The sequence below is a fragment of the Diaphorobacter ruginosibacter genome, from assembly GCF_014395975.1.
In the GTDB taxonomy this organism is placed as follows: domain Bacteria; phylum Pseudomonadota; class Gammaproteobacteria; order Burkholderiales; family Burkholderiaceae_C; genus Diaphorobacter_A; species Diaphorobacter_A ruginosibacter.
In genome coordinates this window covers 4,075,322-4,087,676 of record NZ_CP060714.1, presented here as the reverse complement: position 1 = coordinate 4,087,676, position 12,355 = coordinate 4,075,322, and the positions used below count along the sequence as shown (strand labels likewise).

14 protein-coding genes are annotated in these 12,355 nt (G+C 61.0%); 3 read left to right on the top strand and 11 right to left on the bottom strand.

Translation table 11 applies throughout. The annotated features are described in order from the left end of the window. Positions 1-81 precede the first annotated feature (81 nt). The 3 genes from H9K76_RS18525 to H9K76_RS18515 form a co-directional block, all read right to left on the bottom strand. A complete protein-coding gene (locus tag H9K76_RS18525; RefSeq protein WP_187596778.1) occupies positions 82-1,572 on the bottom strand; it encodes an NCS1 family nucleobase:cation symporter-1 in 1,491 nt (496 codons plus the stop codon). Positions 1,573-1,735: 163 nt separating this feature from the next. Next, on the bottom strand, positions 1,736-3,055 hold the full coding sequence (gene preA / locus H9K76_RS18520) for an NAD-dependent dihydropyrimidine dehydrogenase subunit PreA (protein ID WP_187596777.1): 1,320 nt from the start codon (positions 3,053-3,055) through the stop codon (positions 1,736-1,738). Positions 3,056-3,087: 32 nt separating this feature from the next. Continuing rightward, positions 3,088-4,443 (bottom strand): NAD(P)-dependent oxidoreductase, encoded by a 1,356-nt coding sequence (locus H9K76_RS18515; protein ID WP_187596776.1) that lies wholly within the window; start codon positions 4,441-4,443, stop codon positions 3,088-3,090. Between the two features lie 310 nt (positions 4,444-4,753). Between H9K76_RS18515 and H9K76_RS18510 the strand changes: the two genes are divergently transcribed. Next, positions 4,754-5,446, top strand: a complete 693-nt coding sequence (locus tag H9K76_RS18510; RefSeq protein ID WP_246475135.1) for a TetR family transcriptional regulator C-terminal domain-containing protein — start codon at positions 4,754-4,756, stop codon at positions 5,444-5,446. Between the two features lie 175 nt (positions 5,447-5,621). On the opposite strand, the gene H9K76_RS18505 is transcribed toward H9K76_RS18510, so the two are convergent. From H9K76_RS18505 to H9K76_RS18475, 7 genes are all read right to left on the bottom strand, one after another. Further along, positions 5,622-6,983, bottom strand: coding sequence for an amino acid permease (locus tag H9K76_RS18505; protein WP_187596774.1), 1,362 nt, complete (start codon positions 6,981-6,983; stop codon positions 5,622-5,624). Between the two features lie 183 nt (positions 6,984-7,166). Continuing rightward, positions 7,167-7,610: a hypothetical protein gene (locus tag H9K76_RS18500; protein ID WP_187596773.1), complete on the bottom strand. Its 444-nt coding sequence runs from the start codon at positions 7,608-7,610 to the stop codon at positions 7,167-7,169. A gap of 166 nt (positions 7,611-7,776) precedes the next feature. Next, positions 7,777-8,547, bottom strand: a complete 771-nt coding sequence (locus H9K76_RS18495; protein ID WP_246475130.1) for an AraC family transcriptional regulator — start codon at positions 8,545-8,547, stop codon at positions 7,777-7,779. A 95-nt stretch (positions 8,548-8,642) separates the two neighbouring features. After that, positions 8,643-9,263, bottom strand: coding sequence for a LysE family translocator (locus tag H9K76_RS18490; protein WP_187596772.1), 621 nt, complete (start codon positions 9,261-9,263; stop codon positions 8,643-8,645). Between the two features lie 129 nt (positions 9,264-9,392). Then, positions 9,393-9,668, bottom strand: a complete 276-nt coding sequence (locus H9K76_RS18485) for a hypothetical protein (protein ID WP_187596771.1) — start codon at positions 9,666-9,668, stop codon at positions 9,393-9,395. Continuing rightward, positions 9,665-9,889, bottom strand: a complete 225-nt coding sequence (locus H9K76_RS18480) for a hypothetical protein (protein ID WP_187596770.1) — start codon at positions 9,887-9,889, stop codon at positions 9,665-9,667. The genes H9K76_RS18485 and H9K76_RS18480 overlap by 4 nt, the downstream gene beginning before the upstream one ends. Positions 9,890-9,996: 107 nt before the next feature. Then, complete coding sequence (locus H9K76_RS18475) at positions 9,997-10,272, bottom strand: hypothetical protein (RefSeq protein WP_187596769.1); 276 nt, start codon at positions 10,270-10,272, stop codon at positions 9,997-9,999. Between the two features lie 589 nt (positions 10,273-10,861). Between H9K76_RS18475 and H9K76_RS18470 the strand changes: the two genes are divergently transcribed. After that, positions 10,862-11,146, top strand: coding sequence for a helix-turn-helix transcriptional regulator (locus H9K76_RS18470; RefSeq protein ID WP_187596768.1), 285 nt, complete (start codon positions 10,862-10,864; stop codon positions 11,144-11,146). A 203-nt stretch (positions 11,147-11,349) separates the two neighbouring features. Here H9K76_RS18470 and H9K76_RS18465 read toward each other — a convergent pair whose 3' ends face one another. Next, entirely contained in the window at positions 11,350-11,925 is a 576-nt protein-coding gene (locus tag H9K76_RS18465) for a helix-turn-helix domain-containing protein (protein ID WP_246475128.1), read from the bottom strand. Here H9K76_RS18465 and H9K76_RS23725 point away from each other — a divergent pair. Beyond that, positions 11,906-12,133, top strand: coding sequence for a Cro/CI family transcriptional regulator (locus H9K76_RS23725; RefSeq protein WP_187596766.1), 228 nt, complete (start codon positions 11,906-11,908; stop codon positions 12,131-12,133). The genes H9K76_RS18465 and H9K76_RS23725 overlap by 20 nt on opposite strands. Positions 12,134-12,355 lie beyond the last annotated feature (222 nt).

Here is a 12,355-nt window from a genome sequence, read left to right as displayed (position 1 = left end):
GGAATCGCTGCTTCAGCTGCACGTTCCATCCATCGATACCAAAAAGAGGCCGCTCCGCACCAATGGCGGGCGGCCCCTATCTCATGCCCGCCTCAAAGTGGCTTGCGAGGAGATCACGTGTCCGGCCATGCCGATGCGGTAGATGACTGCCGCGATGAACAGGCCGATGAACCATGCGTAGGCATACAGCTCCTTGAACACGCTGCCTACGTTTGGAAAGCTTGCGGGGAATGCCGCGTTCAGAAAGCCGGGGATATTGGGTGCCACGCCGATCACGAAGGCGGCGATGGCTACCCAGTTCCAGCCACCGGAGTACGAATACTTGCCGTCTTCCTTGTAGAGCTCGGGCACGTCGAGGTGGGTGCGGCGGATGAGGAAGTAGTCCACCATCAGGATGCCGGCGATGGGGCCGAGCAGGGCGGAGTAGCCGATCAGCCAGGTGAAGATGTAGCCCTGCGTGGATTCCAGGATCTTCCAGGGCATCATGATGATGGCGATGGCGACCGTGATGTAGCCGCCGGTGCGGTAGCTGATCTTGCGCGGATTGAGCGCCGAGAAATCGTAGGCCGGACCGACCAGGTTCGCGGCCAGGTTCACGCTCACGGTATCGACCAGCAGCACGATCAGCGCGATCAGCACGGCGGCGCCGGTCATGCGTGCGGCCACGTCGACGGGGTCCCACAGGGCCTTGCCGTAGATGACCACGGTGGCGGATGTCACGATCACCGCAAGGGCGGCCAGCAGGCCCATGGGAACCGGCAGGCCGATGGCCTGTCCGACCACCTGGTCGCGCTGCGACTTGGCAAAGCGAGTGAAATCGGGAATGTTGAGCGCGAGCGTGGCCCAGAAGCCGATCATGGCGGTGAGCGAAGGCCAGAAGGTCGTCCAGAACTGGCCTGCCTTGGGGCCGCCGGCCTCGAAGGCGGACGGCTTGTGCAGGATGGGGCCGAAGCCGCCGGCCTTTTCATAGACCCACCACAGCAGCACGAAGCAGATGATGATCTTGGCCGGGGCGGTGTAGGTTTCGAGCTTGCGGATGGATTCGAGGCCGTGCACCACGAAGTAGAACTGGATGGCCCAGAAGACCAGGAAGCAGATCAGCTGCGCAAGATTGATCCCGAGGCCCGGTATCTTGTCGCTCTCCAGCGGATGGCCAATGATCACACCCAGCAGCGTGTAGATCATCAGGCCGCCGAACCAGGTCTGGATACCGTACCAGCCGCAGGCCACGAGGGCGCGCAGCACGGCGGGCAGCTTGGCGCCCTTCGTGCCGAACGAGGCGCGGGCCAGCACCGCATAGGGGATGCCGTATTTCGCGCCCGCATGGCCGATGAGCAGCATCGGAACCAGCACGATCACGTTCGCGATGAAGACGGTCATCACCGCCTGCATCGCCGACATGCCCCCCTCGACGAGGCTGGCTGCCAGCGTGTATGCCGGAATGCACATCACCATGCCTATCCACAATGCGGTGAAGTGATACCAGCGCCAGGTTCGCTGCGCCGCGGTGGTGGGCGCCAGATCGTCGTTCGTCAGGTCGCTGGCGGCACCAGCGATGTGCGGGCTTGTCATGGGAAAGCTCCTATGGTTCAGTGAATCATCAAGGGATGCAAACTCTCATAGCACTAGCAAAAAACCTACCAATTCCGGCAACTGCAAAAGCCCCGGGAAGGGGCAGTTGCGTTGCGTATCCAACTATCCAATTTCATGTCTCAAACGCGAAAGGCGAATGGTTTCACGCCTGCGCAGCGACAAGACATTGGGGATTGTTCGGATGCGTTGTCCAGTTGCCATACTCACCCGTCACCTGAATGCCGGTGCGTGCATCCACTTCACCGACTGCCAGCGTGCGCATCGAGATCGTCTCCGGAACCGGGCAGATCGACACGCACAGGTTGCAGCCGACACATTCCGCTTCGTTGATCTCGAAGCGGCGCTCTCCGTTGTCTCCCTTCTTGTAGAAAATGGCCTGGTGCGACGTGTCCTCGCACACCACGTGGCAGCGTCCGCACTGGATGCAGGATTCCTGGTTGATGACCGCCTTGTCCACATGCTTGAGGTTGAGCTGCTTCCAGTCCTTCACCGTCGGCACGGCCTTGCCGCGGAACTCCTCGATGGTCTTGTAGCCATGCGCGTCCATGAAGTTGGACAGGCCGTCGCACATGTCCTGCACGATCTTGAAGCCATAGACCATCGCCGCGGTGCAGACCTGCACCGTGCCGCAGCCCAGCGCAATGTACTCGGCGGCATCGCGCCAGGTGGTCACGCCGCCGATGCCGCTGATCGGCAGGCCGGCGGTCTCGGGGTCGCGCGCGATCTCGCCCACCATGTTCAGCGCGATCGGCTTGACGGCCGGGCCGCAGTAGCCGCCATGCGAGCCCCAGCCCCCGGTGCTGGGATGCATCGCCATGGTGTCGAGATCTACCCCCATGATGGAGTTGATCGTGTTGATGAGCGAGACCGCATCCGCGCCGCCGCGCTTGGCGGCACGGGCCGGCATGCGCACGTCGGTGATATTGGGCGTGAGCTTCACGATCACCGGCAGGCGGGAGTAGTGCTTGCACCACTCGGTCACCATCTGGATGTACTCGGGCACCTGGCCGACCGCCGCACCCATGCCGCGTTCGCTCATGCCGTGCGGGCAACCGAAGTTCAGCTCGATGCCGTCCGCGCCCACGTCCTCCACCATGGGCAGGATGCGTTTCCAGCTCTCCTCGACGCAGGGCACCATCAGCGAGACGATCATGGCGCGATCGGGCCAGGCGCGCTTGACGCGGCGGATCTCGTCGAGGTTCTGCTGCAGAGGCCGGTCGGTGATCAGTTCGATGTTGTTCAGTCCGATCACGCGGCGGTCCTGCGACATGAGCGTGGAGTAGCGCGGGCCGTTCACGTTGACGACCGAGGGGTCTTCGCCGAGCGTCTTCCAGACGACGCCGCCCCAGCCGGCCTCGAAGGCGCGGGTGACGTTGATTTCCTTGTCGGTCGGTGGTGCGGATGCAAGCCAGAACGGGTTGGGACTCTTGATACCCAGGAAGTTGCTGCTGATGTCGGCCATGGAATTGCTCCTTGAATGCGTGTTCGATGAGGTCAGGCGCCGTTCAGCGCAGCGTGGATGGACTGCGCGGCCACCTTGCCGTGCTCCACCGCCTCGACCGTGAGGTCGCGGCCGCCGAAGCGGCAGTCACCGCCGGCCCACACGCGGCCCACATTGGTGCGGCCCTCTTCGTCCGTGGCGATGCGGCCGCTCTGAAGCGCGATATGGGCGCCCGCGTGATCGGCCGTATAGGTCTGGCCGATGGCCTTGAGCACCATGTCGGCAGGCAGGTCGTAGGTTTCATCGGTCTCGGTGATGCCGCCATCGGCGCGCTGGGAGGTCATCACGAAACGCACGCCGGTCACCTTGCCGTCATCGCACAGCACTTCCCTGGGGGCGCTCCAGTGCCGGATCTTCACGCCGTTGGTTTGCGCCCAGCGCTGCTCCACGACCGATGCCGACATGGCCGATGCACCGCGGCGGTACACGATGGTCACGTCCTCCGCGCCCAGCTTGGTGGCCTGCACGGCGGCATCCACGGCGGTCATGCCGCCGCCGATCACCACCACGCGGCGTCCCACCGGCACCTTGGAGTAGTCATGGGCCTGGCGCAGCTCGGCGATGAACTCGACCGCATTGCGCAGGCCCTCCGCCTGCGGCTCGGCAATGCCGATCGTGTTCACGCCGGACAGGCCGATGCCCAGGAACACCGCGTCGTAGGAGGCCAGCAGGCTGTCCACCGTCATGTCGCGGCCCAGGCGCTGGTTGCAGCGCACCGAGATGCCGCCAATCGAGAGCAGCCAGTCGACTTCCTTCTGGGCAAAGCCGTTGGTCGTCTTGTACGTGGCCAGTCCGTATTCGTTGAGCCCGCCGAGCTTGGCGTTCGCATCGAACAGCACCACGTCGTTGCCGCGCAAGGCCAGGCCGTGCGCGCAGGCAAGGCCTGCAGGGCCTGCCCCGACCACGGCGATGCGCTTGCCCGTGGAGGGCGCGCGTGTGAACAGCGGTGCCCCGGGCGCATCGAACAGCGCGTCGGTGGCGTAGCGCTGCAGCGATCCGATCTCCACCGGCTTGTCCTCGTTCGTGTTGCGCACGCAGGCCTGCTCGCACAAGGTCTCCGTGGGGCAGACGCGGGCGCACATGCCTCCCAGCGGGTTGGCCTCGAGAATCGCCTTGGCCGCGCCGCGCTCGTTGCCTTGCGCGATGCGGGCGATGAAGGAGGGGATGTCGATGCTGGTGGGGCATGCCGTGGTGCACGGCGCGTCGTAGCAGTAGTAGCAGCGCTCTGCCTCGATCAGGGCCTGCGGCTTGGTCAGGGGGGCATGCGAATCACTGAAATTCACAGCGTATTCGACAAGATTCAGGCGTGCACCATGCACACCACACGCGCGGTTGGCGGTCGATTCCATCGTGGCTCCTTGGGAGTTGAGTCAGTGCGGGAGGAAGCTCTCGAACTGCAGAGCGCGCTGGCGCGCACTGCAACTGGAGTGAAAAGCCGGTCGCCTGTCTCGGGGCGACGGAGGAAGGAACGCAAACTGCCGAGGTGTCATCATCGTGGGCCTCTTGTGGTTGCTGCGGATCGATGTCCGCGTTGTTTTGTGAGAATTTACTGGTTGGTAAAAAATTACCAATCGGTAAAAACCCATCCATGCAAAGCCCATGCCTGAAAATCTGCGTACCGCAACGCATCACAATGGTGCAATGACCGACGAACCGCGAATGATCCCGAAATCCTCGACCAGGCAGGCCGTGTCCCCTTCGGACGACCTGCTGCAGCCAGCCGAAGCACCCGCAGCGCCCCGGGCGCCCACCCCGTCGCGCCTGCGCAAGGAGCGCGCGATCCTCAACGAGGCAGAGAACCAGTTCGCGCAATTCGGACTCGAGGGGGCGTCGCTCGAAGGCATCGCCAGCGCGGTCGGCATCAGCCGCCACAACCTGCTGTACTACTTTCCCAGCAAGGAAGCGCTGTACCGTCGCGTGCTCGACGATGTGCTGGACCACTGGCTCTCGGGCATGGAGGACCTGTGGCGCGAACAGGACGACCCGGCCAAGGCCCTGCGCAAGTACATTCGCGCCAAGCTGCGGTCATCGCTGGAGCATCCCAATGCGGCGAAGGTCTTCGCCAAGGAGGTCATCGCGGGCGCACCGCGATACGCCGAAGCCATCCGCGAACGCGTTGCCCCCGTGCTGCAGAAGGAAGTGACGACGTTCGAGCACTGGGCCCAGAAGGGCCTGGTAGCGAAGCTCGATTTCACGCACCTCATGTTCATCATCTGGACGGTCACGCAGGCCTATGCGGAGCACCAGACCCAGTTCGCCATCCTGCTGGGCAAGCCTCAATTGGACGAGCAGGATTTCGACAGGGCCGAGGAAGTGATCTGCACCCTGGTTTTGAGTGGGCTGGAGTGTTGAAGGGGACATCCCCCTGAGGCGCTTCGCGCCTTCCCCCTTCTCTCGAACTGCTGCGCAGTTCGGGAAGGGGACGCAGCCAGTGCGGCGGGGCGGCCCTTGCACGGCTGCTCTCGCATGGCGCGTGCCTGTTTTGTGGTGCGCGCTTGGCTCGTGCGATAAGGATGGGGATTGCTCCTTATGGCTTGCGCTTGAGCCAGTACACGAGCGCCAGCACCAGCAGCCATGGAATGCCGAATGCCAGCGTGAGGCGGAATTCCGGCGTGAGCGCGGTGGTCAGCAGGACTCCGGCCATGAGCAGGGCACCAAGCAAGGTCAGCCATGGGAAGCCCCACATGCGGAACGCAACGTCGGGCGCTCCTTCACGCCGGCGCCGCAGGCGGAATGCGAAATGGGTGACGAACACCATGAACCATGCAAACATGGCGCCGAACATGGCGATGGACATCATCCACACGAAGGACTCCTTGGGCCAGAACGCATTGACGAACATGGCAATGGCCGCTCCCAGGCTGGAGACCAGGATGGCCGCAGCCGGAACGCCGCTCGCATTGGTGGTGCCGAAAATGCGCGGTGCCTGCGCGGCACGCGACAGGCTGAACATCATGCGCGAAGTGGTGTAGAGCTGGCTGTTCATGGCCGACAGCGCAGCAACCAGCACCACGAAATTCAGCACACCCGCGGCGCCGGGTAGGCCGATGACCTCCATCACCCGCACGAACGGGCTGGTCTGCCTGGCGGCTTCCGTCCACGGGACGATGGCCAGCATCAGTGCCAACGTGAGCAGGTAGAACAGCACCAGGCGCAGCACGGTGGTCTTCATGGCGCGCTGCACTGCCTGTTCAGGATGCTGTGCTTCGCCGGCCGCCACGGCGATGGCCTCGACGCCGAGATAGCTGAACATGGCGACGATCACGCCAAGCCACATGCCCCAGACCCCCTTGGCCCAGAATCCGCCACCGAGCTGATAGTTGTCGAATCCGATGCCGGGGATGCGGGCACCAAAAACGACATAGCTGCCGATCAGCACGAAACCCACGATGGCGGCTACCTTGATCGCCGAGAAGCTGTATTCCACAGCCCCATAGACTTTCACGCTGCGCAGGTTGACGCCCACCAGGATCATCGAGAACAACGCTACCCAGATCCATTGCGGCAGCGTGGGAAACCAGTAGGCCATGTAGATGCCGACGGCAGTGACCTCCATGCCGACGGCCAGCACCAGCGCGGCCCAATAGGCGTAGCGCACCACAAAGCCGGCGAGCGGGCTGAGGTAGTACTCGGCATAGGCGCCGAACGAGCCGGAGGTTGGATGAGCGACCGTCATCTCGCCCAGGCAGCCGATCAGGAGCAGCGAGATGAACGCGCCGATCGCATAGCTGACGAGCACGGCGGGGCCCGCAAAACCGATGGCGAATGCACTGCCCATGAAGAGGCCCGTGCCCACGGCACCGCCGATGGCGATCATCACCATCTGGGCACTGGTCAGGTGCTGCTTCAGACCGGTTTCGCGTTGCTGGATATCTTGGAAATTGGCCATGTGCCGCCGACGTCTTCAGGAGAAACCCTCAAGTATCGGTGTTCTTGCGGAATCCAGGCGCAAGCTGGAGATTCGAGCTGCGGCCCTTGAAGGCGCGTTGCATGTGGACCTGATCCGCAAATCTCATGCAATGCGCCGCATCGGCAAGATGCATGCCTTGCGCCAGCAGGCGGGGAAGAGACATTAACCGTTGATTGCCTTGGCCAGTGCCTGAGAGTTGGTGACACCAAAAATCACGACTGCTGTCATGCCGATTTCCAAGACCGCGCCCACGAACACCAATTCCAAAAAAACTACACGCCGGTATCTCCACGCATAAGTCAGGAGCATCTGAAGGTGACGAAAGCCTGTCACCTTCCGTTGGCCCAGGCGCTTCGATACCCGGTCAATCCGCTCAACCGATATCAAGTACCGTTGTACAAACAATGAAGAGTTGGCCCAGACGGCCGCAACCCAGATCATGAAAAACACGGCAGACAGTATCGTTTCCCATGTGTTCTCCACATGGCAACACGACCACTGGAGATTGTGCCCCGACAGCATGGCTATCGAGAGAATGAGTGCCTGGGGTGTGAGATTGCGCAGGAACTCCAGGAAAGGAGCGCGTCCCTCTTTGAATAGATGCATATCGGATGCAGTATCCCTGGACATGCGTGGTGAAGGCAATGACCGGGACATTGGCGCTACGCGTAGCCCGGTTCCAACTGCGCGCATTCATTCGCCATCGCTTCGCAGAACCAGGACAGGCTCAAGCTGAAGGTTTGAGCTGTGACCCTCAGAGGTCTGGCAGGTGTTACCGTGGCCCGGCTTCGGGCACTTCTGCGGTCGAGGCATAGTTGCCTGGCGTGAGCGAATGGTGGGCTTTGAAGGCGCGTTGCATGTGGGCCTGATCCGCAAATCCCATGCAATGCGCCGCGTCGGCCAGATGCATGCCTTGCGCCAGCAGGCGCCGCGCGCCGTTCAGGCGCAGGTTGAGGCGATAGGCACCTGGCGTGACACCCGTTGCCGCCTTGAAGTGTCGGATGAAGCGCGAGGCGCTCATGCCTGTTGCATGTGCCAGCGACTGCACGCTGGTGGCAGCGCCTGGATGTCGGTGCAAGGTCTCCAGCGCCTCGTGCACGGCATGGAAGCTGCTGGTGTTTCTTTCTTCATCGGCAACAGACAAAGAGCTCACGCGCTGAAGAAAATCCCGCAGAAGCCGAACGTGGCTTGCGACCCCGGCGTGCTGCCCGTCCAACGGCCGGCAGAGGCGATCAACCGTTGCCGCCAGCTTGGCATCATGCAGTGCCCGGTGAGGAAAGATCACGGATGTGGCCTGCAACTGCTCGTGCACCCACTCGGCACGCACGAACAGCATGCGATAGGCCCAGTCGGTGACCTGATCGGGGTTGCATGCATGCCAGCGCCCTGGTTCGATCAGCACGATGCTGCCTTTGTTGACGCGCTCCGGGCCGCCTGCATGATGGAACACGGCGCTGCCGTGGTCCACGATGCCGATCGAGTACTCGTCATGGGCATGGAGCCGGAAACAGTGCGGCGAAGGCCCGCTGACACGCAATTCCATCCATGGGGCCAGGGGGTGTCGGTGGAAATGATGGATCTGCTGTGTCATTGAGGGCAAGAATACGCGGCTATGCGATGGGCGTTCGCTGCCCATCATCATGCCAGCACTCCAAGCACGCTGCAGGCCAGCAGCGCCGCAAGCAGTCCGTTGAAGATCCGTTGGCGTCGGGGCGTCTGAAGCCAACGTGCGAGTACTTTACCCAGAATGGCCCAGCAGCCGATGCCCACCAGGCAGGCCAGCAGGGAAATGCCGCAAAACCAGGCAAGTGCGGATGCCGCTGCGGTGCCACGTGCTGTCAACGGAATCACGAACATGCCGACTCCGGACAATGCCACCAGCCAGGCCTTCGGGTTGAGCGCCTGCACGGCGGCCCCTTGTGCGAAGGCCTGCATGGGTCGAAGGGGAGGGGTGTCCTGCTCTTGCGATGACGGCGACGATACCGGTGCTGTCGCCACACGCCAGGCAAGCCATAGCAGGTAGATCGCACAGATCCACGGAGCCGACGCTGCAAGCACCGGAATCCGTAGCAGGAGTTGCCCGCTTTGCCCCATGACCCAGACCACCACGGCATAGCTGACGCTGGCACCCAGGACGTAGAGCCATGCCACGCTACGTTGGGGCTGGGTTCCGTGGCGCAGCGCGAGCACGTTGACGGGGCCGGGCGTAATCGCTCCGGCCAGTGCGAATCCGGACATGGCTAGCAAGGAGGTCAGCATGAAAGAAGACAGCAAGTGGTTCACGAACTCAGAGTCTGAATGCGACTTGCATGGTTGTATTGAACACAATTGCGCGGTCGGTGTTGACTCGTTCCATGCGAAGGCATGTACCATGCACACTCTGCCAGCTCAATCAGCACTTTCTATATCGCCACGATGGCACCTCGCTGTACTGTCTTTCAGACCGCCGGCCATGTTCTGAACGGCCACAAGATCATCAACACAGCCAGACATGAGAAGAACAATGAGGTACAAAGGTACAGCACACCAGCCATTGCGTAGGAACCAAAAAAAGAGCCGCTTCGGGAGCGGCTGGCGGTATCTTTGAATTGGATTGGCGTTGCTTGCGTCACAGGGGAAGGCCTCCAGAAGTGTGCGCGGATAGCGCCGGGTTGTTGGGTTCATGACAACTCCATGTATTTGGCCTGCATGCCTCTGCACCAGGATTGACCGGCCTTTACTGGAATGCCGCTGTATCGAGCTGCACGAGCGGTGGGACTGGCGGATCCAAAGCTCTCCACAATTTGCCGGGACTGAATGTCATAGATATAGATGTCGTCATCGTTGAATGAACGGGGGGCGAAGCCATTCAGCGCATCGCGCATGACAGGATGAATGCTGTCCATGTGAACTCCGGTGGAAGGATTGAAATGCTTGAACGCTGCGACCTGGCGGCGTCCATGAATGAAGGCGCTCGAGCCGTGCTGATGCCGTGCGCTTCGAGCCCCGCACATCAGTGCAGCATGAGCAACTGAGGTACTTCGACAAGGAAGCCGAAGTCATCTGGTACGTATCGGATGTTTTCTATCTCCCACAGCCTGCCAAGCTTGTCTCTACGGCGTTCGCGTGAGATCCAATGAGGTGCTTGACCTTCATTGCGCCCCAGGATGAGCGAAGCGAACCAATGTGTCCCGTTGCGTTCGAAGAACATCATGGCGGCACCACCGCGTGCGTCCATGGCTTCCATGAGCGGTGGAGGGACCAGGGTGATTTGTTGTGCGTTGTTCATCTTTTTCTCCATGTGGTGAGCCTTGCCGAGCGTGCTTTGAGGAGACGCGCTTGTGGACACTGGCGTCTCCGCGAGCGCGCTTTCTCATGGCGGGTACTTATGTGTTTGGGCGCTTCCATGTGCTCGCGTGTGCGAGAGGAGGCATGGCACAGACAAAGGGAAGGGCCTTTCCTAAAACCAAAGCGCCAACCAGTGGCGCTTTGGCTTTACCCCTCTCAAGAAGGGCAATCATTGCCTAGCGTCTCACCTGGCAGGTCTCCCTGGTGATCTAGGTCTTTGCCCCGGCTTTAGGTCGTGGGTACTTGGTCCGACCATCACCAGCCAACGAACGACGCCTCGTGACCAGACCCCTTTGGATCCGGTCGATTCACCATCGTCGGCTTGGTTTTTGTGATGATTGAATTATCGGAATTCTGAATTAAATTGTCAATCGGAATTCCGAATAAATTTTCTCTGCCGTGGCATGAGTGCGGAATGCGCTATTAATTTTGAAGCGGCGCAATTTTGCGTTGCACTGCAATGGAAAATTGACATTGCGTTGTGTCAATTACTGTGGAATACTGTATGTTTATACAGTATTGGAGTGCGCATGAGAGAAGAGCAGAAGCGCGGACTGGGCGAACGTCTGCAGATGGAGCGCAAGAAGCTCCGGCTGTCTCAGGGCGACGTCGCGGCATTCGTTGGCGTCACCCGGCAGGCTGTTTCGCTGTGGGAGAAAGGGGTGAACTGCCCATCTGCGATTCAACTTGCAGAACTGGCGGCGCTCTTTTGTTGTTGTGCTCACGTGTTGCTTTTTGGGGAGAAGCACCAGGCAAGCCTGCTCAGGATGCTGATGCCTGACAAGGTTGCGATTTCAAGCGCAGCAGTAGATTGATGCGCTTCGCTCCCCGGTCATTCCTGGCGCTGCTTGGCGTCCTGTAGTCCGATGATCTGCCTCGCAGTGCGATAGTGGGTGTCTATGGTGGTGCCCGTCGATGTCGATGGGAGTTGGCACGGCCAAGATGTACAGACACTCTCGAAACGCGGGCCTTCCCATGTCCTCGCGGGCTGAGCAAGAGATAGGTTGCTCAGAGGTGGCTAGGCATGCTGCCTGGGCTTTTTGGCAGATGGAGGTTTGGGGGCCTTGGTGGTCGACTTGACGGCCTTGGGCGGGGAGGGTGGGGTTGCTCCGCCAAAGGGGTCGGCTGCCGTGGGTTTGCCGGACGATGTCCGGTTGTAGGCATGGTTGACGTCAATCAGGAGGGCGTCTCGCTTTGCATCGTCCGGCAAGCCGCGAAATAGCATCACAAGCTGAGCTTCCAGTCCCGTCAATTGGGCGAAGTTCGTTGCCTCGGCCGGGCCTTCACCCCAAATCAGATACTCAGGCCGAAGGCCAAGCACCTTGCACATCTTGACAAATGCTCCCGCTCGAGGCTCGGCGGAGCGCCCCTTGATCAGCTCATTCAGCGCAGGCTGGCCGACGCCTACAAGCACCGCCAACTCCTTTTGCGTCAGATCGCGATGCTTGATCCACCAGGAGAGGCGTTCGCCAAAGGTCTGAAAGATGGGGATGGAGGTCATTGCAACATGATCCATCAAGAAAAAATCAGAATTCCGATTGACTTTAATATTCGGAATACCGATAATTTGGTTCATGAATACAGCGGAACTCATTACATTTTTCCGAACCCAGGCGGTGGCGGCACGTGCGTTGGGATGCGCGCAATCGACGATTGCGGAATGGGTTGCTGGCGGCGCAATCCCTGATTGCCGGCAGTACCAGGTGCAACTGGCAACTCAAGGCGTTCTCAAGGCGGACAAGCCCGCGCTTCGCTGTCTTTCCCTCTACGCAACGCCCCTATTCAGTCGACAGGAGGATTGAGTCACATGCTCACTCCACCTATGTACTTCTCATCAGCGGAAGAACTCCATCGCAATGAGCGCCTTAATTAGTCAACCTGACCCGGCGCCATATGCCGCCTCTGCGGTTGTGTTCGCCAGGCGAGTGCCAGACACGCAGACATCTGAAACACATTTCAAACGGAGCGATTCATGAGTCATTCAAAGATACCAGCTCGCGCGAGTGATCCATTCACCAGCGTTC

Bases quoted from the DNA above. Each gene is read 5' to 3' on its own strand.
- preA (WP_187596777.1), bottom strand. From the start codon at position 3,055: ATGGCCGACATCAGCAGCAACTTCCTGGGTATCAAGAGTCCCAACCCG.
- H9K76_RS18475 (WP_187596769.1), bottom strand. From the start codon at position 10,272: ATGAACAACGCACAACAAATCACCCTGGTCCCTCCACCGCTCATGGAA.
- H9K76_RS18485 (WP_187596771.1), bottom strand. From the start codon at position 9,668: ATGAACCCAACAACCCGGCGCTATCCGCGCACACTTCTGGAGGCCTTC.
- H9K76_RS23725 (WP_187596766.1), top strand. From the start codon at position 11,906: ATGAATACAGCGGAACTCATTACATTTTTCCGAACCCAGGCGGTGGCG.
- H9K76_RS18495 (WP_246475130.1), bottom strand. From the start codon at position 8,547: ATGGAATTGCGTGTCAGCGGGCCTTCGCCGCACTGTTTCCGGCTCCAT.
- H9K76_RS18490 (WP_187596772.1), bottom strand. From the start codon at position 9,263: ATGCTGACCTCCTTGCTAGCCATGTCCGGATTCGCACTGGCCGGAGCG.
- H9K76_RS18470 (WP_187596768.1), top strand. From the start codon at position 10,862: ATGAGAGAAGAGCAGAAGCGCGGACTGGGCGAACGTCTGCAGATGGAG.
- H9K76_RS18510 (WP_246475135.1), top strand. From the start codon at position 4,754: ATGATCCCGAAATCCTCGACCAGGCAGGCCGTGTCCCCTTCGGACGAC.
- H9K76_RS18500 (WP_187596773.1), bottom strand. From the start codon at position 7,610: ATGCATCTATTCAAAGAGGGACGCGCTCCTTTCCTGGAGTTCCTGCGC.
- H9K76_RS18480 (WP_187596770.1), bottom strand. From the start codon at position 9,889: ATGGACAGCATTCATCCTGTCATGCGCGATGCGCTGAATGGCTTCGCC.
- H9K76_RS18525 (WP_187596778.1), bottom strand. From the start codon at position 1,572: ATGACAAGCCCGCACATCGCTGGTGCCGCCAGCGACCTGACGAACGAC.
- H9K76_RS18465 (WP_246475128.1), bottom strand. From the start codon at position 11,925: ATGAGTTCCGCTGTATTCATGAACCAAATTATCGGTATTCCGAATATT.
- H9K76_RS18505 (WP_187596774.1), bottom strand. From the start codon at position 6,983: ATGGCCAATTTCCAAGATATCCAGCAACGCGAAACCGGTCTGAAGCAG.
- H9K76_RS18515 (WP_187596776.1), bottom strand. From the start codon at position 4,443: ATGGAATCGACCGCCAACCGCGCGTGTGGTGTGCATGGTGCACGCCTG.